The sequence below is a fragment of the Agathobaculum sp. genome, from assembly GCF_022775115.1.
Taxonomy (GTDB): domain Bacteria; phylum Bacillota; class Clostridia; order Oscillospirales; family Butyricicoccaceae; genus Agathobaculum.
The window spans coordinates 24,644-46,340 of sequence record NZ_JALFLA010000056.1; the positions used below are offsets into that span (position 1 = coordinate 24,644).

The 21,697-nt window shown below is 62.0% G+C and carries 22 protein-coding genes; 9 read left to right on the top strand and 13 right to left on the bottom strand.

The genetic code is table 11. The annotated features are described in order from the left end of the window. Positions 1 to 118: 118 nt before the first annotated feature. Positions 119 to 2,803, top strand: a complete 2,685-nt coding sequence (locus MR935_RS07020) for a L,D-transpeptidase family protein (protein ID WP_290572259.1) — start codon at positions 119 to 121, stop codon at positions 2,801 to 2,803. Between the two features lie 265 nt (positions 2,804 to 3,068). Then, the gene (locus MR935_RS07025; RefSeq protein WP_290572260.1) at positions 3,069 to 4,436 is read left to right on the top strand and encodes a citrate/2-methylcitrate synthase; all 1,368 of its coding nucleotides are present in this window, start codon (positions 3,069 to 3,071) and stop codon (positions 4,434 to 4,436) included. Between the two features lie 46 nt (positions 4,437 to 4,482). On the opposite strand, the gene MR935_RS07030 is transcribed toward MR935_RS07025, so the two are convergent. From MR935_RS07030 to MR935_RS07050, 5 genes are all read right to left on the bottom strand, one after another. Continuing rightward, the gene (locus MR935_RS07030; RefSeq protein ID WP_290572262.1) at positions 4,483 to 4,863 is read right to left on the bottom strand and encodes a desulfoferrodoxin family protein; all 381 of its coding nucleotides are present in this window, start codon (positions 4,861 to 4,863) and stop codon (positions 4,483 to 4,485) included. 75 nt (positions 4,864 to 4,938) lie between these two features. After that, on the bottom strand, positions 4,939 to 5,427 hold the full coding sequence (locus MR935_RS07035; protein ID WP_290572264.1) for a deoxycytidylate deaminase: 489 nt from the start codon (positions 5,425 to 5,427) through the stop codon (positions 4,939 to 4,941). A 26-nt stretch (positions 5,428 to 5,453) separates the two neighbouring features. Next, a complete protein-coding gene (locus MR935_RS07040) occupies positions 5,454 to 6,110 on the bottom strand; it encodes an ABC transporter ATP-binding protein (protein ID WP_290572266.1) in 657 nt (218 codons plus the stop codon). 132 nt (positions 6,111 to 6,242) lie between these two features. Further along, positions 6,243 to 7,727, bottom strand: a complete 1,485-nt coding sequence (locus tag MR935_RS07045; protein WP_290572267.1) for a Na+/H+ antiporter NhaC family protein — start codon at positions 7,725 to 7,727, stop codon at positions 6,243 to 6,245. A 177-nt stretch (positions 7,728 to 7,904) separates the two neighbouring features. Next, positions 7,905 to 9,047 carry an alanine/glycine:cation symporter family protein gene (locus tag MR935_RS07050; protein ID WP_290572269.1) on the bottom strand — a complete coding sequence of 381 codons (1,143 nt, stop codon included), beginning with the start codon at positions 9,045 to 9,047 and terminating at the stop codon, positions 7,905 to 7,907. Between MR935_RS07050 and MR935_RS07055 the strand changes: the two genes are divergently transcribed. The 4 genes from MR935_RS07055 to MR935_RS07070 all read left to right on the top strand — a co-directional run bounded on the left by MR935_RS07055 (position 8,929) and on the right by MR935_RS07070 (position 11,820). Then, positions 8,929 to 9,294: a hypothetical protein gene (locus MR935_RS07055; RefSeq protein ID WP_290572314.1), complete on the top strand. Its 366-nt coding sequence runs from the start codon at positions 8,929 to 8,931 to the stop codon at positions 9,292 to 9,294. The genes MR935_RS07050 and MR935_RS07055 overlap by 119 nt on opposite strands. A gap of 89 nt (positions 9,295 to 9,383) precedes the next feature. Next, entirely contained in the window at positions 9,384 to 10,103 is a 720-nt protein-coding gene (locus MR935_RS07060; protein ID WP_290572270.1) for a radical SAM protein, read from the top strand. 389 nt (positions 10,104 to 10,492) lie between these two features. After that, the gene (locus MR935_RS07065; RefSeq protein WP_290572272.1) at positions 10,493 to 10,789 is read left to right on the top strand and encodes a hypothetical protein; all 297 of its coding nucleotides are present in this window, start codon (positions 10,493 to 10,495) and stop codon (positions 10,787 to 10,789) included. Between the two features lie 323 nt (positions 10,790 to 11,112). After that, the gene (locus MR935_RS07070) at positions 11,113 to 11,820 is read left to right on the top strand and encodes a queuosine precursor transporter (RefSeq protein WP_290572274.1); all 708 of its coding nucleotides are present in this window, start codon (positions 11,113 to 11,115) and stop codon (positions 11,818 to 11,820) included. Positions 11,821 to 11,833: 13 nt separating this feature from the next. Here the strand turns inward: MR935_RS07070 and spoVAE are convergent, their stop codons facing one another. From spoVAE to MR935_RS07100, 6 genes are all read right to left on the bottom strand, one after another. Continuing rightward, positions 11,834 to 12,190: a stage V sporulation protein AE gene (gene spoVAE / locus MR935_RS07075; protein ID WP_290572308.1), complete on the bottom strand. Its 357-nt coding sequence runs from the start codon at positions 12,188 to 12,190 to the stop codon at positions 11,834 to 11,836. A 5-nt stretch (positions 12,191 to 12,195) separates the two neighbouring features. Further along, positions 12,196 to 12,600, bottom strand: coding sequence for a hypothetical protein (locus MR935_RS07080; RefSeq protein ID WP_290572310.1), 405 nt, complete (start codon positions 12,598 to 12,600; stop codon positions 12,196 to 12,198). A gap of 24 nt (positions 12,601 to 12,624) precedes the next feature. Continuing rightward, the gene (locus MR935_RS07085) at positions 12,625 to 14,289 is read right to left on the bottom strand and encodes a recombinase family protein (protein WP_290572276.1); all 1,665 of its coding nucleotides are present in this window, start codon (positions 14,287 to 14,289) and stop codon (positions 12,625 to 12,627) included. Between the two features lie 110 nt (positions 14,290 to 14,399). Further along, positions 14,400 to 14,609: a DUF6870 family protein gene (locus MR935_RS07090; protein WP_290572277.1), complete on the bottom strand. Its 210-nt coding sequence runs from the start codon at positions 14,607 to 14,609 to the stop codon at positions 14,400 to 14,402. Between the two features lie 127 nt (positions 14,610 to 14,736). Continuing rightward, positions 14,737 to 15,474: a hypothetical protein gene (locus MR935_RS07095; protein ID WP_290572278.1), complete on the bottom strand. Its 738-nt coding sequence runs from the start codon at positions 15,472 to 15,474 to the stop codon at positions 14,737 to 14,739. Between the two features lie 17 nt (positions 15,475 to 15,491). Next, the gene (locus tag MR935_RS07100) at positions 15,492 to 16,010 is read right to left on the bottom strand and encodes a peptidylprolyl isomerase (RefSeq protein WP_290572279.1); all 519 of its coding nucleotides are present in this window, start codon (positions 16,008 to 16,010) and stop codon (positions 15,492 to 15,494) included. A 510-nt stretch (positions 16,011 to 16,520) separates the two neighbouring features. Between MR935_RS07100 and MR935_RS07105 the strand changes: the two genes are divergently transcribed. The 3 genes from MR935_RS07105 to MR935_RS07115 all read left to right on the top strand — a co-directional run bounded on the left by MR935_RS07105 (position 16,521) and on the right by MR935_RS07115 (position 20,455). Continuing rightward, positions 16,521 to 17,216 (top strand): ClpP family protease, encoded by a 696-nt coding sequence (locus tag MR935_RS07105; RefSeq protein WP_442863026.1) that lies wholly within the window; start codon positions 16,521 to 16,523, stop codon positions 17,214 to 17,216. Between the two features lie 1,141 nt (positions 17,217 to 18,357). Next, positions 18,358 to 19,515, top strand: coding sequence for an iron-containing alcohol dehydrogenase (locus MR935_RS07110; protein ID WP_290572280.1), 1,158 nt, complete (start codon positions 18,358 to 18,360; stop codon positions 19,513 to 19,515). Between the two features lie 31 nt (positions 19,516 to 19,546). After that, positions 19,547 to 20,455: an asparaginase gene (locus tag MR935_RS07115; RefSeq protein WP_290572281.1), complete on the top strand. Its 909-nt coding sequence runs from the start codon at positions 19,547 to 19,549 to the stop codon at positions 20,453 to 20,455. A gap of 14 nt (positions 20,456 to 20,469) precedes the next feature. Here the strand turns inward: MR935_RS07115 and MR935_RS07120 are convergent, their stop codons facing one another. Both MR935_RS07120 and spoVAC read right to left on the bottom strand, forming a co-directional pair. Then, positions 20,470 to 21,225 (bottom strand): hypothetical protein, encoded by a 756-nt coding sequence (locus MR935_RS07120; RefSeq protein WP_290572282.1) that lies wholly within the window; start codon positions 21,223 to 21,225, stop codon positions 20,470 to 20,472. After that, positions 21,222 to 21,674 carry a stage V sporulation protein AC gene (gene spoVAC, locus MR935_RS07125; protein WP_290572283.1) on the bottom strand — a complete coding sequence of 151 codons (453 nt, stop codon included), beginning with the start codon at positions 21,672 to 21,674 and terminating at the stop codon, positions 21,222 to 21,224. The genes MR935_RS07120 and spoVAC overlap by 4 nt, the downstream gene beginning before the upstream one ends. Between the last annotated feature and the right edge of the window lie 23 nt (positions 21,675 to 21,697).

Genomic DNA, 21,697 nt, shown 5'->3' on the forward strand with positions numbered 1-21,697 from the left:
GCTTGATTTTGGCGGGAAAACACGGGGAATCGTTTGCAAAGCAGTTTGATTATGCTTGACAAGCCTATCCGCCGACCGTACAATATAAATACTATGGAACACAGGGGGAAGAGAGACCTTGAAAAAGAGAATGCTCAGTGGTCTGCTGGCCGCGCTGATGCTGTTCACGGCCGCGGCTGTCAACGAAGGTGTATCGGCCGAACAGAAAAATGAGGGTATAACTGTCGAACAGGCGCAGCAGGCGGCGTTTCAGGCTGTTTTCCCGGAAAATACCAGCCAACAGGCCGCACAGGACGCGATGGAGCGCGCCGCGCGCGTGTTCGAGATGCAGCTGCCGCAGCTTGGCTATGCGGGCAGCACGGTAACGCAGCAGGGGGATACGCTGCTGGTTTCGCTGCCCGCCGGGGCGGATGCGGCGGGGCTGCTGGATGCGCTGAATGCCTACACCGGCCTGACCTTTGCCGATGAGAGCGGCAGGGTGTGGCTGGGCAGCGCGGCGGACTATGGCGCGGCGCGCGTTGTGACCGAGGACGTGGAGGATGCGGTGCTGGGTGCGCTCCAAGCGCCGCTTGTGCAGGTTGAGCTGACCGAGCAGGGCGCGCGCGCGCTCGCGGAAGCGAGCGAAGCGGGCGGCAGACTGCTGGTCACGCTGGGCGGTGAGCCGTTGGGCGAGATACCCGGTGGCGCACGGATCGAGACTGACTGCTGGAACATCGCCGCCGGGCTGAGCGAGAGTGATGCGGCCGCGCTGGCCGCGCGTGTCAATGCCGGTGCGCTGCCGGTGCCTTTCCGGCTGATCGAGCAGGCGGAGGACACGGCGCAAACGCCAGCAGTCCCCGCAGAGCCGGTTTTTGACGATATGAGCGGCCACTGGGCCGAGCAGGCGCTGCAAGCCGGTGTGCAGATGGGGCTGCTCAAGGGGATTGACGGCCGGCTTCTGCCGAATAACACGCTGAAGCGGGCGGAGGCCGTCACCATGCTCGTCCGTGCGCTCGGCGCGACTGAGCAGGCCAACCTTTCCGGTCTCACCCGCGTAACGGGTGAGCAGTGGTACGCGCCCGAGCTGGCCAAGGGCATCTATCTCGGCCTGATCGACGCGGACGACAGCCGCGACTTTGATGCCGCCGCCACCCGCGGCGAAGCCTTTGTGCTCCTCTCCCGCGCGTTTGTCTTTGCGCGTGCGGCGGATGAGACGAATGCGCTCGCCGGGTTTACCGACACGGCGGCGATGAGCGTCGAACAAAAGCAGGCGGCTGCCGCGCTGGCTGTGGCGGGCATCATCAACGGCTCGACGGCGTCCACCCTTTCGCCGGACGCGCCGCTGACGCGCGCCGAATTTGTCACGATGCTGACGCGCGTGGTGCGCACCAACATTGACGAGGGTGGCGATATGGAGCGGCTGGCGGGCGGTGCGCTGCTGTTCGCGCCCGAAACCACGCTGGCGGACAGCACGGTTGACGGCGATTTGGTCTTTCCTGTGTCCGCCGCCAAGGCCACGCTGGACAGCACCAATGTGCCCGGCCGGGTGGTCGTCAAGGGCGCGGCGGATTTCTCGCTCACCGCGAGCGGCGAGACCGCGATCGGCGTGCTGGCGCTCGACCCGGCGGGCAGCGCGACGGTCAAGCTGAAAAAGGATGCCGCCGCGCACACGCTGCTCATTGCAGGACAGGGCGGCAAGGTCTCCTTCTCGGGCGAGGCGGCGAACATTGAGATCACCGCGTCCGGCCGTGAAATCGACCTTGGCGGCATGAAAGCCGATACGCTGACCGTCACCGGCAGCGGCAACAGGATCACGCTGGACGGCACGGTGAGTACGCTGCTCGTTGCGGGCCGGGGCACGGTGGTGGACGGCCACGGCAAGGCGGATGCGGTCGATATCCGCGCGATCGACTGTAAGGTCGGCGTCAAGGCGAACTCGATGGTGGAGAATATCGACTCAGGCCTTGCGGGGGTCGGTATCGAGTTCGGCGTGCCGAATAAGGTGTTGCCGGGCGGCGCGCTCAACACGCTGGTCCGCTTCACCGGCGTGGACGAACCAAGGACTGTGCGCGCTGTGTGGTATCAGGACGGCGCGCCCATCCCGGACTGCGCCAACGACGCATTTGTCATCACGCCGGACAAAACCTCCTACCATACTACATATTTCACTTTCACCAAGGATATGAAGCCGTCGGTCACGATGGGCTTCCAGCTGCTGTATGAAAACCCCTCGACCGGCCGGACCGAGGAGGTATTTCGGGAGATCACCGTGCCAATCGAAAACTACTCGGACGATTGGTACTACCAGCGCAGCGCCGAGCGGGTGCTGGGGCTGGTCTCCTCGACCTATCGCGGCAACTTTGCCGCGGCCTATGCTATCAACAATGACTACCAGCCCTATGAGAAGGAGATCTGGGTCAATGCCAAGGGATACAGCAGCAAGACCGAGTATCTCGTGTGGATCAACCGTGCCTACCAGCACGTCAATGTGTTCACCGGCTCAAAGGGCAACTGGAAGCTCGACCGCTCGTTCCTCGTCGGCACGGGCGCAATGAGCTCACCCACGCCGGTCGGTGTGACCACGGTAAGCTATAAGTCGGCCGCCGGCTGGACGACCGGGTCGTACACCGTGCGTCCGGTGGTTGGCTTCTATCCAGGCACGGGCTATGCATTCCATTCGCGCCTGTGCTACCCCGGCACCGACCGGGAATATGACTTCAGCAGCGGCTACCCGGTTTCGCACGGCTGTGTGCGCATGAAAAAGCCCGATATCCAGTGGATATACGATACCATTCCGGTCGGTACGACGGTTGTGATCCATTGATTCGCCCGCCGCACCGCCAAAGCCCTGTTTGACAGACCAAAGCGCGCAGTCTCTCGCCGGAGGCTGTGCGCTTTTCTGCTTTGCTGTATAAAATTATTTGCATCAATACAAATAAAATCCTGCAAATCGTGGTTTTAATGTAGAATTAAAGTTGCAAAAAACATGATTTTTGCGTGACTGCGGCCGGTGCGGGGTTTGACAATCCTGCAGCCGTGCGGTAAAATATATGCATATTCTGCCATTTGCTGCGGAAAGGAGCACATCCATGACATATGAGGATACTTTTGCAAACGAGACGCTCTTGCAGGAGCTGAGCGAGAGCTTTCGCGCACATAATCAGATACCCGAAGCGCTGTTCTCCCGGTACGGCATCAAGCGTGGCCTGCGCAATGCGGACGGCACAGGCGTACTGGTCGGCGCGAGCTGGCTGGGCAACGTGCACGGCTATATCGTCAACGAGGGCGAGCGCGAGCCGATCGAGGGGCGGCTGACCTATCGCGGCTACGACGTGTACGATCTAATCCGCGGGCTGGAGGCGGAAAACCGCTTTGGCTTTGGGGAGATCGGCTATCTGCTCATGTGCGGCGCGCTGCCCACCCGCCGCCAGCTGTCTGATTTTCAGGCCATGATCGGACAGGAGCGCGCGCTGCCCAATAACTTTACCGAGGACATGATCATGCGCGCGCCCAGCCGAGACATTATGAACAAGCTCGCCGGGGCGACGCTCGCGCTCTATTCCTACGACCAAAACCCGGATGAGACGACGGTCGAAAACGTCATGCGGCAGGGCATCAGCCTGATGGCCAAGTTTCCGGTCATCATCTCACACGCCTATCAGGCCAAGCGCCGCTATTTTGACGGGGATTCGATGTATCTGCACATGCCCGACCCCGCCCGCTCAACGGCCGAAAACATCCTGCACCTGATCCGGCCGGACGGCAGCTATACCGACGATGAGGCCAAGTTGCTCGACCGCTGCCTGATCCTGCACGCCGAGCACGGCGGCGGCAACAACTCCTCGTTTACCGTGCGCGTCGCCACCTCGTCGGGCACGGATACCTACTCGGCGATCGCGGCGGCGGTGTCCGCGCTCAAGGGGCCGCGGCACGGCGGCGCTAACCTGCGCGTGGTGCGTATGCTCGACGAGATCAAGGCCAACGTCGGTGATTGGTCGGATGAGGACGAAGTCGCCGCCTATCTGCGCAAGATCATGGACGGGCAAGCGGGGGACGGCTCGGGCCTGATTTACGGCATGGGACACGCCGTGTACACGCTGAGCGATCCGCGCGCCGTCGCGCTCAAGGAGGCCGCGCGCCCGCTGGCCGAGCGCAAGGGCTTCTCCCGGGAAATGGCGATGATCGAGCTGGTCGAAAAGCTGACGCCCGCCGTCTTTAACGAAAAGAAAAAGCTCGACAAGCCGATGTGTGCCAATGTCGACCTGTATTCAGGCTTTGTTTACAAGCTGCTCGGCCTGCCCGAATCGTTGTACACGCCGCTGTTTGCCACGGCGCGTATCGTCGGCTGGATGGCGCACCGGCTGGAGGAGCTGACCACGGGCGGCAAGATCATCCGCCCGGCGTACAAGCCGCTGGGCAAGGCGATGGAATACCGCAATCTGGACGAGCGGGAATAAAAAAACGGGTCGGGAAATCCCGACCCGTTTTTGTTGTGTTTCTGCCTTACAGCGTAGTGCGCCACAGGCCATGCAGGTTGCAGAATTCGTAGACCGCTACGGCCTTTTCGTCCGCCGCAAGGCGGAAGGTCGCCTCCGGCGCGCCGGTGTGCGGCAGATCGCGGCGGTATACGCCCTTGTCAGTCACCAGCCAGACATGGGCGATGTGGTGCTCGTCCTGCATCGGGTGGGTGACCTCGCCCACACAGACGGACACAGTGTCGCCCTCGGCCTTGACGACCGGCAGGTGCTTTTCGGAAGCGCCCTCGGTCTCGCCGGCCTTGAACTGCTTCATCGGCTCACCGCAGCAGAATACAGGCACGCCCTTGTCGTCAATCATTTCCATGATATTACCACAGTGCATACACTTAAAAATCTTCAGTTCCATTGTTGAAGTCCTCCTTGTATTTTGGTATTTTGAAAACGCAGTTTGCGCGTTTTCCAGTGTGAAATGGGTGCGGCGTCAGTAGCCGTGCCGGCCGTCCAGCACATCGTCGCAGGCGACCCATTCGCGCACATCGACCGTGTCGTAAACGTTATGGTCGCGGCGGATGATCACCCGTCCGATACCGGCGTTGATGATGAGCCGCTTGCACATGGTGCAGGCATTGGCGTCGGGCATGATTTCGCCCGTGGACATATCGCGGCCGACCAGATAGAGTGTCGCGCCGAGCATCTGCTCGCGCGGGGCGGCGATGATCGCGTTGGCCTCGGCGTGTACCGAGCGGCAGAACTCATACCGCTCGCCGCGGGGTATGCCCAGCTTTTGGCGGATGCAAAAGCCGATGTCAATGCAGTTATCCCGTCCGCGCGGCGCACCGGAGTAGCCGGTGGATACGATCACATCATTTTTGACGATCACCGCGCCGAAATTGCGCCGCAGGCAGGTGCCGCGCTCGAGCGCGACCTCGGCCATATCGAGGTAGTAATTGGCCTTGTCCCGTCGGTTCATGGTATGCCTCCTCCGGTATCCGTCCGTCAGCTGGACAGCACACCGTTTTCCAGATACAGCCGCCGCCCGGCGCGCGCGGCCGCGGCCGGGTCGTGCGTGATGAGCACGATAGTGTTGCCGCAGCGGTGCAGCCGGTCAAACAGGTCGAGCACATCGGTCGCCGACGCGGGGTCGAGACCGGCGGTCGGCTCGTCCGCCAGCAGCACACAGGGGCGCGTGACAAGGGCGCGCGCGATAGCCACGCGCTGCTGCTGCCCGCCCGAGAGCTGCCCGGGCTTGTGCGCCGCCCGGTGCATCAGGCCAACCGAGGCTAGCGCCTGTTCGGCGCGGCGCAGCCGCGCGGCGCGTGGTACGCCTTGCAGCGTTAGCGGCAGCGCGACGTTTTCCAGCGCGCTCATCCCGCCAATGAGCTGGAAGTGCTGAAAGATAAAGCCAATCTGCTCCCCCCGCAGGCGCGCGAGCGCGCGCGGCGGCAGGGCGGATACCTCGTTCCCATCGAGCAGGTAGCGTCCCTCGGTCGGCGTATCGAGCAGGCCGAGGATGTGCATAAGCGTCGATTTACCGGAGCCGGATGCGCCTGTGATCGAAACGTACTGGCCGCTTTGCACGGTCAGGCTGACGTTGTCGAGCGCACGCACGCCGCCCCTATCGTATATTTTACTCGCATGAATGAGTTTTAGCAAGATTTTTCACCTCCTTTTTTTCAGTTTATGGAAAAAGAGGACAAACTATACCCGGCGCGCCATGCCCCGGGGAATGAAAGGGCGCGCAAAAAAGCTCCTCCGGGGATGGAGGAGCTTTGTAAGCTGTGGTGCTCAGGCGCGGCGCGCGAACTTCGCGCGGATGACCAGCGTGGCGATGACCAGCAGCACCGCGCCGACCGCCAGCGCGACGATGCCGCTGCCGGTGATGCCGCCGGCCAGATAGCCGAAGAAGCAGAGCACGGCAATCAGCAGCGCATAGGGCATCTGGGTGGAAACATGGTCGATGTGGTTGCACTGCGCGCCCGCCGAGGCGAGAATGGTCGTGTCCGAGATGGGCGAGATATGGTCGCCGCAGACCGCGCCCGACAGGCAGGCCGCGACGGTCATAATGAGCATGGTGCTGGGCACATCGCCAAACACGGCCACCGCGATCGGAATGAGAATACCGAAAGTGCCCCACGAGGTGCCGGTGGCAAAGGCCAGGCCGAGCGCGATCAGGAAGAAGATCGCGGGCATCAGCATGGTGACTGTGGTGTTGTTCTGCACGACCGAGGAGACAAAGCCGCCGATGTCCAGATAATCGCCCGAGCAGACGCCGGACAGCGTCCACGCGAGGGTGAGGATCAGGATGGCGGGCACCATGGCCTTGAAGCCCGCGGTGAAGGACTCGCAGAACTGGTTGAAGGTCAGGATATTACGCGGGATATACAGGATAAAGGTGAAGATCAGCGCGAAGAACGAGCCGAGCACCAGCGAGGTCGAGGCCGAGCAGTTGGCAAAGGCTTCGATGATGCCGACGCCGTCCAGAATGCCGCCGGTGTACAGCATGGCGGCCACGCACATCACGATCAGCACAACGATCGGCAGCACAAGGTCAGATACCTTGCCCGCGCCGCCGACGACGTGGGTCTCCGCCAGATGGGCGAGGTCGTCGTTCTTGTGCGCCTGCTCATATTTGCGCATTGGGCCGAAGTCAATATCGGCTGCCATCAGCCAGATGAGAAAGGCCAGCGTCAGCAGGGCATACAGGTTCATCGGGATGGTTTGGAGAAAGAGCGAAAAGCCGTCTATCGTGCTGGATTCGGGCAGCGAGGAGCCGACCGCCGCCGCCCACGAGGAGATCGGCGCGATGATGCAGATCGGCGCAGCAGTCGCGTCAATGATATAGGCGAGCTTAGCCCGGGTGATATTGTACTTATCGGTCACCGGGCGCATGACCGTGCCGACGGTCAGGCAGTTGAAGTAGTCATCGACAAAGATGAACATGCCGAGGAACGAGGTCGCAAACGACGCGCCGCGGCGGCTTTTGATCGACTTGACTGCCCACTCGCCATAAGCGCGGGACGCGCCCGACTTGGTGACCAGCGAGACAAGGATGCCCAGCAGCACGAGAAAGATACAGATGTTGATGTTGCCGCCGACCTTATCGCCCATGATGGTGAAGGTCGTTTCAACGGCGGTGAGCGGATGGAAGCCGGTATACAGCAGCGCGCCCGACAGAATGCCGATCAGCAGCGAGGAGTAGACTTCCTTGGTGATAAGCGCCAGCGCGATCGCGATGATCGGCGGGAGCAGCGTCCAAACGGTAGCCGTCATGATTTCTTGATTCCCCCTAAGATTATTTTGCGGCGCAGCGCGGGCGCTGCACACAAATACATCTCAATTTTACAATTATTCCGCGGGAAATACAAGGACAAAATGCCCGCAAACCCACTCTGCGCTATGGTTTTGTGCAAATTGCGGGAGGACGGCCGCCGAATATGGCAGATTTTATCAAATATGGTTTGCACGGGCGTAGCGGCGCCATTCGGCCAGCGCCTGACGGCGCAGACCGAGCACCCCGGCCAGATTGGGCAGCGCCATCAGGCCGTTGAACGTATCCGCCAGCGCCCAGACAGGCTCGAGTCGCATCGTGCTGCCCAGCACGACCGCCGCGACGAACAGCGCCCGGTAAACCGGCACAGCGCGTGCGCCGAACAGATACTCCGCCGCGCGCTGGCCGTAGAACGACCAGCCGAGCAGCGTCGAAAAGGCGAACAGCACCAACGAGAGCGCGACAAACGCCCCGCCCGCCCGGCCGAAGACGGTCGAGAACGCGGCGGCGGTCAGCAGCGCACCGGTGACGCCGCCCGCGCCTTGGTAAACGCCGCTCGACAAAATGACCAGCGCCGTCACCGTACACATGACGATGGTGTCGAAAAACACCTCGAACACCGCCCACATGCCCTGCTCACACGGCTCGCTGATCGCGCCCGCAGCATGTACCATCACCGACGAGCCAAGCCCGGCCTCGTTGGAGAACACCCCGCGCGCCACGCCCACGCGCACCGCCTGCGCCATGCCGTAGCCCGCAAGGCCGGCCGCGCCTTGCCGCAGGCCAACCGCGCACGCTACGACCTCCCGCAGGACGGGCAGCAGCGCCGTGCGGTGTACAAACAACACATACACCGCGCCGCCCATGTAAAACAGCGCCATAAACGGCACGAGCATCCCCGTTACGCGGGTGATGCGTGTAAGTCCGCCCGTCAGCGCCGCCGTCAGCAGCGCCGCCGCCGCCAGCCCGGTGACGAGCGGCGGAACGCCGAACGTGCCCCACAGTCCCTGCGCGATCGAGTTGCACTGAACCATATTACCCACGCCGAACGAGGCCGCCGCCGCCAGACCCGCGAACGCCCCTGCCAGAAACGGGCTGCCCAGCCCGTTCTTCAGATACAACATCGGCCCGCCACGCCACGCGCCGTCCGTGCCGCGCTCGCGGTAGAGGATGCCCAGCACGTTTTCCGCAAAGGCCAGCATCATGCCGAAAAACGCCGAGATCCACATCCAAAACACGGCCCCCGGCCCGCCGAGCGTCAGCGCGGTCGCAACGCCCGCGATGTTGCCCGTGCCGACTGTTGCGGCAAGCGCGGTGCACATCGTCGCAAAGGGCGAGGGTGCGCCCGCCGCGCCGCGCCGCGCGCGAAAAACACCCGCCGAGCGTGCGCCGCAGCCACAGCGGCGCGCACCGCAGCTGGAAAAAACCAGTCTCTATCGTAAAATACATTCCCGCGCCGAGCAGCAGCACCAGCAGCGGCACACCCCACACAAACGCGCGCACCATATCATTCACCAAAAGCAAACGGTCAAGCATCCAAACGCCCCCTTTGCAACAGGATATGCTTGACCCGCGCGTATTTTTCCGCTATACTGCGTTTTGGACAGCCACCCCTACCGGTGGCGCTTATTTTTGCCAAAAAGGAGGCGGGCGCACCCATGCTGACCCGTTATTCAGTCATTCAGGAGAAAAACCCCCGCGAAATCGTGCTGCTGCGCGGGCGGGGCTGCGCGTGGAAGCGCTGCAAATTCTGCGACTACCATCTGGACGCATCCGGAGACGAGCAGGACAATCTTTCCATCAACCGCGCGGCACTCGCGTGCGTTACCGGACGGTTTCATAGGCTGGAGGTCATCAACTCCGGCTCGTTTGCCGAGCTGGACGCATCCACCGTCCGCCTTGTCGAGCGGGTGTGCCGCGAAAAGCGCATCGCCGACCTGCATATTGAAAGCCACTGGCTTTTTCGCCGCACGCTGCCCGCGCTGCGCGCGCGGTTTGCCGCGCAGGGGGTGCGCCTGCACGTTAAAATCGGGGTGGAGACCTTCGACGCGGACTACCGCGAGCGCCTGCTCGACAAGGGCATCGACCAGACCGATCCCGCCGCGATCGCTGCGGATTTTGACGAATGCTGCCTGCTTTTTGGCCTTAGCGGGCAGACAGCCGAGGGCATGATGCGTGATATTGAGATTGGCCTTGCCCATTTTGACCGCGTGTGCGTAAACCTGATGGTGGAAAACACCACGCCTGTCCGGCCGGATGCCGCCGCGCGCGCCGCCTTTCTGCGGGCGGTGTATCCGCGCTATCGGGACGAGCCGCGCGTTGACATCCTGCTGGACAACACGGATTTCGGCGTTGGCGGGCAGGGAGAAAAAAGGTAGCTTATCCCGCTTCCGGCGGTGCACCGGCTGAAATCGACAAAGCAGGTGTACAGTGTTTGCCTTCGTTAATGCATAGGCACAAAAAACCACATCTTCCTGTAAATTGTGGAAAAATTATTGTTAAGGCAACACCGCTATTAATAAAAATACAGTACAGAATGGCGTGTATTTCAACGCGGCTTTTTCTGAGCCGGAGAAAAACGAGATCGTACCGGTCAGAACGTCTGCCGGTGCGACCGAAGTGTATGGATATGACCGGAACAATCGATCTGGTGCGCGATCAATTTGCTAATGCAATGACGCGCCCTGGTATCAAGATCGACCCGAGCGCTCAGCTTCGCCGCAAGCGAATCCATCACCGATGAGCTGGAAGCGCCGACAGGACGCGCGTGGGACGGCACCGGCAAGCGTGTGGGGCAAGGTCACCCACAACGCTGACCAATCTAAACGGCAGCGGCGTGGGGTACGCGGTGCAGGGTCATCCGTACACCACCACACTGCCCAAGCAGGCGGGCGTGAATGATTACGGTCTGCCTGAGACGATTACTGTAAGCGTGGGCGGCACAACGCTGACAGTGAACAGCGGATACACCTATGATGCGAATAGCGGACTGGTTGCAGTTGACGCTGGCGCGCTCACCGGCGTGATAACGATCTCGGCCGTAGGTGTGCAGGATGGCATGTAGCTGAGCGCTCAGGGTCAAGATATGCTGGCGGCGCTCGACTTCGGCACTATAACCTACGGCACGACCACGGGCGCGCAGACTGTGACCGCCGATTCCCTTTGTTTTGCCCGCGCGGGTAAAAGCAGGCTTGACTTGACCGCATTTTTCCGCTATACTGGGGCAGTAAAGCGAAGAACAGACAGTTCGTGACCATCCTGTCTCTAAACAAAACTATGGCTCTCCCCGGCCGGACGGCGCGGGGGCTTTGTTGTGATGGCATACCCGGCGGGTATGCCTTATTTTTTCGCCGCGGTTTGCCGGGCTAACATGGGAGGAAAAGAAAAATGAATGAATTGCTGCTGACCGGCTCGCTGCTCGTGCTGTACGGCGCGGTGCTGCTGTGGTTTTACCTGTTCGGTGTGAGCGGGCTGATGGCGTTTACGGTATTTGCCACCATCGCGGCCAACATCGAGGTGATGATATTGGTTGACGCCTTCGGCATGGAGATGACGCTGGGCAACATCCTGTTCGCCACGACCTTTCTCGCCACCGATATCCTGAGCGAGACTGCGGGCAAAAAGGCCGCGCAAAAGGCGGTTTGGGCGGGCATCGCGGCCAATCTGCTGTTCATTCTGGTGTCCCAATCGTGGCTGGTCTATGTCCCGGCGGCGGGGGACTGGGTCATGCCGGCCATGCGCACGGTTTTTTCCAACACGCCGCGCATGATGCTGTCCTCGCTGGCAGTGTACGCGCTCGCGCAGAGCTTTGATGTGTGGCTGTACCACAAATGGTGGACGCTGACCGAGCGGTACACCGGCAGCCGCCGGGCGTGCCTCTGGCTGCGCAATAACGGCTCGACGCTGCTCTCCCAGCTGGTCAACGCTGTGTTGTTCACCGTCTTTGCGTTTTACGGCACCTATGACATGCCGACGCTGCTGTCGGTCGCGCTGTCAAGCTATGCGATATTCATTGTCACCTCGCTGCTGGACACACCGGTCGTTTATCTCGCGCGGCGGATGCACGACCGGCGCGGCAGCGTGGCGGGGGAATGAGGGAAGCGGACACTCAGCTCTTGGACTTGGGCTTGGCAAGCAGGGCGAACAGGCAGCCGAACACGATGGCCGCCGCAATGCCGCCCGCCGCGCCAGTCACGCCGCCGGTGAACGCGCCGAGCAGCCCCTTTTCGGCCACCGCCTTGGCCACGCCCTTGGACAGCGAGTAGCCAAAGCCCAAAAGCGGCACGGTCGCGCCCGCGCCCGCGTAGTCGACAAGCGGTTGGTACACGCCGATGCCCTGTAGGATCACGCCCAGCACGACCAGACTGACCAGAATGCGCGCAGGGGTCAGCTTGGTTTTGTCGATAAACACCTGACATACCGCGCAGATCGCGCCGCCCACCCAAAAGGCGTTGATATAGTCCATCCAGTTCATGTGCCGCTCCTTTCGATCACGACCGCGTGGCAAATGCCCGCGATGGGTTGTCCCTGCTGCACCGAGGTGGGGCTCATCATCGCGCCCGTGCCTGCGAAGACCAGCCGCCGGATGCGCCCGGCCTGCATATCGCGCAGCAGCGGGCCGCACAGCACGGCCGCTGAGCAGCCGCAGCCCGACGCGCCCGCGTGCGCGTCCTGCTCGTCGCCGAACAGCAGGCTGCCGCAGTCCGAGTACACCGGCGAAAGGTCGATCTTGTCCTCGCGCAGCAGCGTCAGCAGCAGATCGGCGCCGACGCGGCCGAGGTCGCCGGTGACGATGCAGTCAAAATCCGACGGCTGCGCGCCCAAATCGCGCAGCAGCGCGCTAATGGTGTCGTAGGCGGCGGGGGATGATGTGATTTTAGGGCAATACCGTTCTGCCGCTCACGCGGACTGGGTATGACCCGCGATATACGCCTTGGCTGCGGCGTAGGCGTCCGCGAACTTGAAGCGGATGGTGATGCCGCCGCCCTCGTGGACAAGGATCATGTCGATCAGCTCGACCACGACCTCTCTCGTCAGCGTTTGCAGGTTGCGGTGCTTGACAAACTGCGTCAGAAAGCAGTTGCTCTCGCCTATGCCGCCCTGTGCGGCGGCAAGCTGGCTGTCGAGCGCCTTGAGCTGCCCGTCAAGCTGCCCCAGCTTTTGCGTAAAGCGCGCCTTCAGCCGGTGATACTCCTCGCGGGAGATATCGCCTGCCTTCCAGTCGGGATACAGGTCGAGCATCATGCGCTCCTGCCGCGCGCGCTCGCGCGTCAGCCGCTCCCGTTCGGCAGTCAGCCGCGCGGCAGCGCGGTTGTTGACGCCGCTGCGCTCGATCTCTGCGATCAGCGCGTCCATCTCGACGGCCAGCGCGATCTGCTGGCGCAGCGTTTCAAGCACGGCCTGCTCCAAGTGGTCGCTGCGGATGGTATGCTTGGTGCATGCGCCGCTGTGCTGCTTTTTGAAGGTCGAGCATATATAATAATCATAGTTCCCATACGGCTGGGAGATCTGCTTGCGGTGCATGGCCTTGCCGCAGTCGGCGCAGCGGATAAAGCCGGAAAACAGATATACCCTGCCGCGCTGCGGGGCGGTGCGGGTGTCCCGTGCGAGCAGGGTCTGCGCCTGCCGGAACAGCGCGGGCGGTATGATGGCCTCGTGGGTCGCCTCGACCGCGATCCAGTCCGCCTCGGGCACGGCCTCGCTGACGTGCAGCTTGTGGCTTTTGATGCGGTTTTTGCCCTGTACCATCGTGCCGGTGTACAGCCGGTTTTTGAGGATACGGCGCACCGAGCTGTCCGGCCAAAGGCCGTCGAGCTTGTCCGAGGCGGGATGGCGGTAGTTCATACCCTGCGCCCGCTTGTAGGCCGAGGGATTGGGCACGCCCGCCGCGTTGAGCCGCTTGGCAATGCCGAGGATGCTCATACCGCCGACAAACCACTCAAAAATATCGCGCACGACCGCGGCCGCAGGCTCGTCGACCAGCAGACGGCTGTGGTCGTCCGGGTCTTTGCGGTAGCCGTAGCTGGCAAACGAGCCGATGAACTTGCCCTGCCGCCGCTTGAGGTCGAGCGAGGCGCGCACCTTGTTGGAGATGTCCCGGGCGTACTCGTCATTGAGAATGTTGCGGAACGGCACGATCAGGCTGTGCATCGACTGGGGATCAAGATGGCTGTCCACACGGTCGTTGACCGAGATGAAGCGCACGCCGAGCAGCGGAAAAACACGCTCCAAATACTCGCCCACACCGACGTAATTGCGCCCAAAGCGGGACAAATCCTTGACGATCACGCAATCGACCGCGCCCGCACGCAGGTCGGCCAGCATCTGCCGGAAGGCGGGGCGGTCAAAGTCGGTGCCGGTGCAGCCGTCGTCCGTATAGAGCCGGGGCGCGGTCATATCGGTCTGCGCGGCGGTAAATTCGGCCAGCAGCTCGCGCTGGCTGATAACGCTGTCGCTCTCGTCGCGGTCGCCGTCCTCGCGGGACAGACGGACGTAAAGTGCGGGGTGCCACAGCCGTATCGTGGGAGCGGATGTGGCTTGGTCGTATTTACTTTTTCTTGCCATTTTGTGTGCCTCCTCAAAAAACAGGCGGCACGCCGATGACTGTGTTTGTACCTTGATTGTACCACAGCCGCCGGTGTGCCGCAAGCGATGCGCGAGGGCGGTTAAATTTGTCAGAGACGGCTGCACAGGCCGGTTAAACAGGCTTGCAGGCTGGGTGCGCCGTCATCGAACAGCACCTGCACCGTGGTTTCACCCACACGGAAGCGGTAGGGGTCGCCTACGGCGGCCGCGAACAGGCGCAGCCGCTCGTCGACCGGCAGGGTGGGGTCGATGCGGGTGGAGCGGATGTCGGGAAGCGGGCAGTAGGGTGTAGGCTTCATGAAAGCTGCCTCCTTTTCAGCTATACTATGCGCGCAAGACGGTCTGCTTATGCGGTTTTGCCGCGCGGCAAAAGAAAAAAGCCGCTCCTTGCTTCCAAGGAACGGCTTTGCAGGGGGCGGCTTGGTATCAATACCGCATCAGCGGGATAGGGTGCGGTTCGCTCTCGCCTGCGGGCAGCAGCATGGCGGCGATATCCGGCCGCTGGGTCTCGATGAAGTTGACGCCGCTGTGGATCAGCCCGGCGAGCGTGCGCTCGCTGCCCGTCGGCAGGCTCATGGTGAACAGGCCGGCGCGGCGGCAGGCCGTGATCAGCTTGGGGGTCAGGTCGCCCGCGGCGGCGCGCAGGCCGAACAGCCCGGTCGTTTGCGCGGCGCGCACGAGCGCGTCAATGTTATCGGGCAGAGCGGGCAGCTCGCCCATGATGTGCAGGTCGGGGTTGGCAACCGCGATGCGCGCCGCCTCAACCAGCCCAAGGCCGACAAAGATGGTATTGTCCAGATAGTTCGCGTGGCGCAGCGTCATGCGCAGCTGGGGCAGCAGCGTCTGGTTGTGCACCGTGATGGCGATCTTGGCGTGGCATGCGCGCGCAAGGTCGATGGCCTGTCCGGCCGGGACAAGCTGCGGCGCTGTCTGATGCAGCTCGGCGTAAGTATAGTCGGAGATGTTCATGCGCACCCCGTCCGCCGAAACGCAGTATCCGTCCGACGAGAGCACCGCGATGCCGTCCGCCGTCATATCGACCGACAAACAGCAGCCCTTCGCGCCCTCCTCGTTGCCGGCAAGGATGGACTCCAGCCCATCCCGTTCGGTATCCATGCAGCCGACCGCGGACAGGACGAAGATATCCTTATTGGTGTAGTACAATACCGTCCCCTTCTTTCTTACAGGGTCTCAGGCGGCTCGTATTCCACACCCTGCGTATCGACTGTTACGCGCTTCATCCGCTGGGTCTCGCGCGGGCGGTCGTGCCAGTCGCGCTTGGTGCTGACGATCGCGTCAACCACATCCATGCCCTCGGTCACCATGCCGAAGGAGGCATACTCGCCGTCCAGATGCGGCGAATCCTCGACCATAATGAAAAACTGGCTGCCGGCCGAATCGGGCGCCATCGTGCGCGCCATCGAAAGCACGCCGCGGCTGTGAATGAGGTCGTTCCGGAAGCCGTTGGCGGTGAACTCCCCGCGGATCTCATAGCCGGGGCCGCCCGTGCCCGTGCCGTCCGGGTCGCCGCCCTGTATCATAAAGCCCGGGATGACGCGGTGGAAGATCGTGCCGTCATAAAAGCCCTTTTGCGCAAGCGCAATAAAATTGCGCACGGTGTTGGGCGCTACCTCAGGGTATAATTCGGCACGGATCACGCCGCCGTTTTCCATTTCGATGGTGATGACCGGATTGCTCATCGTTTTTTCACTCCATTATCATAATTCCCGCAATGCACCGGCGGATAGTAAAGGCAGCGCCGCGGCATTGAGCCGGGGCGGCTTGCGTGGAAATTTTCTGTTCTGATAAGGCACGGCGCGCGGCCAAATCAGGGCACAAAATTTCCGCAATCCGCCGGGGAAAAACATACGCGGCGCTGACTTACTACTATTGTAGCAAATATTTGCGCCAACGGCAAGTCATGTTACCATAATGAAACAATGCCGCCGCGCCGCCGGGCGGGGGAGGTTGTGCAGCTGTCAATAAATCCACATTATGCACAAAAGTTTCCACAGGATGGCTGGGGATAACCTTGTGTACAAAGTGGATAACTTCGGGTATTCCCCGGCGGCAGAGCGCGGTGATACCTGTATCTGCCCTTTACGCGCTGTAATATCCGATACAGAAACAGGAAAAATCCCGTATGAAAGCGGCCGCCGCGCGGCACACTGTTGATACATCCACCTATGTATCAAGAGAGGAGCTTCGCATTGGAGGATATCCAGTCCATCAAAGCGCCGGAGGAAAACAGCATCGCGGAAACCGGCTCGATTACCGCCAAGACCGCGCGCGGCACGGTGCACTGTATCACCATCGTCGGCCAGATCGAGGGGCACATGGAGCTGCCGGCGCAGAACAAAACAACCAAATACGAGCATCTCATCCCGCAGATCACCGCAGTCGAGCAATCCGAGGAGATCGATGGTATGCTGGTGCTGCTCAACACGGTCGGCGGTGATGTTGAGGCCGGTCTGGCCATCGCCGAGCTGATCGCGGGCATGACAAAGCCGACCGTCTCGCTCGTCCTCGGGGGCGGGCACTCGATCGGCGTGCCGCTGGCCGTTGCCGCGAAACAGAGCTTTATCGCAGCCTCAGCCGCCATGACCATCCATCCCGTGCGCATGAACGGCACGATCATCGCCGTGCCGCAGGCCTTTGAATACCTCGTGCGTATTCAAGAGCGCATCGTCGATTTTATCACGGCGCACTCGCACATCACAGCCGAGCGGCTGCAGGCGCTCATGCGCGAGACCGGGCAGCTGACCGCCGATGTGGGCACGGTCATCTCCGGTCGGCAGGCGGCTGAGCTGGGGCTGATCGGTCAGGTCGGCACGCTGTCCGACGCGCTGGACGCGCTGTATGAGATGATCGCGGCGGCGCGCGGCAAGGCGGCTGCCGCGCCGTGAGTGTCCGCGGACAGAACAAAGGCCTCGCCGTATGAGTTGCTCATCGACGAGGCCTTTTATGCCGTCTGTCCCATGGGAATCGTTCCCTTTCCTTGGTGTGTATGCCGCTGCCTTCCATTCCTTTGCGCCATAAGCGAACGAGTGTGTCATTTTATCCTGCATTCGCGGGGCTGCCCGGCTGCGGTTCTTGATTTTTTCATCGAACCTTTGGATGCTGCTTGCAACCTCACGGATTGATGTTCGCACCATCGTCATGTTCTCAGCTTTTCACCGAACGCTTTGTACCGTCCGGTCACCTGCAACACGCGCAAACTCTATGTTCCTATGCATGACGCGCCCTTTACACGGCGGATAACTGTTCGATTCGAATCCGCACCGCCCGGCATCCGGTGTGGTCAAGCCTTGATATCATCGCGGCCTGCCGCCTTGGCTCTGCCTTGTGCGCACCATACTCATCAGTATGCCCATCGGCCAACGGGTGCGCGTTTGTGCGGCGTATGCGGTCATCGCCCGGTTGTGTTTTTCGCCGGCACGTCGTGTATGCCTGATATCCCTGTCCTGTGCGAACCTTGCTGTCCTGCTGCCTCGATCCGCCTTGCCTTCCGGTTTGTTTTACGGACGTTTTTGATTGCTGAGGATAGCTTCCTCCAAGGCTTCCGTTCCCACGCTTTACAAGCCGATCGCGCTTTTCAGGCAGTTCGTCTGGGGGATGTGAAACTCGCTTTTTCCGATAGCCCTCACCTTAGCTTTATCCTGGCGAACGCACCGCGGCGAGCCCCGCGAATGAACAGGATATTTCTTCTGTTACCATTGGACTCACCCCTTTCTCGAGCTTTCCGGCGGTTCTGCCGCCGCCCGTTCAGATGAGAGACTGGGTTGCCGCCGCGCCGCAGGGTCTGTGTCCTGCGCTTGCGGTGTTTGCCCTTCTCTTTTCTGTGCCTTTATCATATCATTAACTTTGCACAAGGTCAAGCGTTATTTATTATTTTTATATGGGCATTCTGCACCAAAAAAACGAATCGCTTTCATCGTTTTCCCCCTTTTCACAGGACGCAGAATTTGGTATAATGGTTACATCTGGCGTGTTATGTCTAAAAGGGGGTCGGGTGACTCCCTTTTTTGGAAAAGGAGGACGATTGATATGCAGAACTTCAGCTTTTATATGCCCACGCGCCTGTTTTTCGGCGCGGGCGCGGTCGCAAGGCTGTCCAAGGCGCACCTGCCTGAAGGCAAGGGGCTTATCATTACGGGCGGCTCATCGACCACGCGCTTCGGCTATGTGGCCAAGGTGGCCGACGCGCTCGCGCAGGGCGGGCATGAGATCATCGTATATGACAAGGTGCAGCCCAACCCGACCATCGAGGGCGTGCGCGCGTGCGCGGCCATCTGCCGTGAGCAGGGCATCGCGTTTGTCGTCGGTCTGGGCGGCGGCTCGTCGATCGACACGGCCAAGGCGGTCGCCATCATGGCCACCAACGAGGGAGACTGGTGGGATTACGTCCACGGCGGCACGGGTGGCGGCAAGCGCATCCCGCACGACGGCCTGCCCATCGTCGCCATACCGACCACGGCGGGCACGGGTACCGAGGCCGATCCCTTCACAGTCATCACCAACGGGGAGGAGAAGATCGGCGGCGGCGGGGAGAAGTGCTTTCCGGCCATCTCGATCGTCGACCCCGATTTTATGCTGACCGTGCCGCCGCACCTGACCGCCTATCAGGGTTTTGACGCACTGTTTCACGCCTGCGAGGGCTATGTCGCCAAGACCGGCAACCCGATGAGCGATATGTTCGCGCTGCGCGCGATCGAGCTGATCGGCCGCGCGCTGCCCACTGCTGTGCGGGAGGGGGATAACAAGGATGCGCGCGCCGAGGTGGCGCTGGCCAACACGCTGGCCGGCTTTGTCGAAACGCTGTCCAGCTGCACGGGCGAGCACGCCATTGAGCACGCGCTGAGCGCGCTCCATCCCGCGCTGCCGCACGGCGCGGGTCTTATCCTGCTCTCTGAGGCGTATTGGAAGCGCTTTTTCGCAGCCGCAGGCGAGCGGATGACCGCCATGGCGCGCGCGCTTGGTGATGTGTCCGCCGACCGGCCGGAGGCCTTTATCGCCGCGCTCGCCCGGCTCAAGCAAAGCTGCGGCGTGGATGGGCTGCGCCTTGCCGACTACGGCTTCCGGCCCGAGGACGCGGACTGGATCGCGGACAACGCCATGCAGACCATGGGCGGCCTGTTTAAGGTCGACCCCGCGCCGCTCTCGCGTGAGGATATCGTCCAAATCGTACAGGAAAGCTGCCGCTGAGCGCGCTTTTCCAGTCATAAGGAGGCATTCGATGAAACACGTCTTACTGCTGGCCACCGGAGGTACGATCGCCAGCCGCCAAACCGGCCATGGGCTGGCGCCCTCGCTCACCGGCGAGGAGTTGCTGGACTTTCTGCCCGCGCTGGGCCGTATCTGCAAGGTCGTGGTCGAAAACCCGATGAGCATCGACTCGACCGATATGTGCGCCGAGGACCGCATGAAGCTGGCCACCATCATCTGGCAGAATTATGACCGCTACGACGGCTTTGTCATCGCGCACGGTACGGATACGCTCAGTTACACGGCCGCGCTGCTCTATCATGTGCTGCGCAACCTGAACAAGCCGGTCATCATCACCGGTGCGCTGCACCCGGTGGGCGAGCCGGACTCGGACGCCGAGCGCAACCTGCTCGACGCCTTCCGCGTCATCGAGGCCGGTTACGTCGGCGTGGCTGCCGTGCTGCACGGGCAGATCATCCGCGGCAATCACGTCGCCAAGGTGCATACGACCGATGTCGACGCTTTCCGCTCGGTCGGCGCGCCGCTGGCCGGCACGGTGGACGACAGCGGCCGCGTTTGGCTCAAGATCGTGCCGCTGCTGGGCGGCGAGCCGCGGTTTGTCGAGCATGTCGATCCCCGCATCGTGCTGCTCAAGCTGGTGCCCGACCTTGACCCCTCTATTCTGGACTTTCTCAGCCGCTATCCCAAGGTCATCATCGAGGGCTTCGGCTCGGGCGGCATTCCGCAGCGGCTGGAAAAGGTCGTGCAAAAGCTCATCCAGAGCGGCACTAAGGTCTATCTGACCAGCCAGTGCATCGAGGGCGAGACCGATCTGGGCAGGTACGAGGTCGGCCGCCGGGCCGAGGCCATGGGCGCGGTTTCGCTCGGCCACCGCACGACCGAGGACGCGCTGGCCGCGATCATGTGCGGGGAGATATAGGGCGGCGGCGCGCATCACGATATCCAATTATATAATGTATAAGGAAAAAGCGATCCCTTGCAGCGCGCAGGGCGATCGCTTTTTGCTTTCAAACACAGTATTCCGGCGTGCCGGGGGATGTATGGGTCTATATTGACCTCTTCGGGTGCCATCGCCGCCCCCATGTTGTTAGCGTCGGTCACGCCCAGCTCGACCATGCGCCCAAACAGCGCATGGGTGACGCGGATGCGCCCCGTGCCCTTGGCGGAGAGCACGGCCGCGCCTGCGGCGGTCGCCGTCCACTGGGCGGTGGGGGTGCGCTGCCCGCCATAGGCCAGTGGAAAGCGGTACTGCCGCTCGGCTGAGCAGAAGTGCGACGAGGCTGCCGCAAGCAGGTGGCGCGCCGCGCCGCCCTCGACCAGACACGCGCCGAGCGCCAGTCCCTGCGCCATGGTAGAGCACGCGCCGTACTGGCCGAGATAGGGTACACCCGAATCGACCGAGGCCAAAAACGAGCTGATGCATTGGTTGAGTAGGTCGCCCGCGAGGATGACATCCAGCTCGTCCTTTTGCAAATTGCCCTTTTTCAGCGCCGCGTCAATTGCAGTCTGCTGCAGGCGGCTTTCGGCTAGCTCCCACGATTTTTCGCCCATGCGGTCGTTTTCGGCCACATAGTCAAACAGCGCGCCGAGCGGGCCCGCTCCTTCCTTTTGACCGACGGCCGATGCGTGGGCGAGCAGGTAGGGCTGTGCGGCAAAGCGCAGCGTGCGTTGTCCAATGCGTTCGATCATGCCGCGCCGCCTCCTCCCAGCAGAACGAGTATCAGGCCGTAGAGCACGCTGGCCGAGATGCCGTAAACCAGCACCGGCCCCGCGATGACGAACAGCTTCGCGCCCAGACCGAGCACCAGCCCCTCGCTTTTGAACTCCATCGCGGGCGAGACGATCGCGTTGGCAAAGCCGGTGATCGGCACGATCGTGCCCGCGCCCGCGTGCTTGGCCATCTTGTCATACAGGTGCAGGCAGGTCAGCAGCGCGCCGAGAAAGACCATCGTGATCGCGGTCGCGGCGGCGGCGTCCGTCGTCTCCAGCCCGCGGCCTTGATAAAAATTGCTCACCGCCTCGCCCACCGTGCAGATAGCCCCACCGAACAGGAATGCCATCAGGCAGTCCCGCCACAGGGGCGAGTTCGGGCTTTTCTGCGCCAGCAGCTGCTGATAGCGCTGTTTATCCAGTTGCATGGATGTTCTCCCCTTCCGTTTTT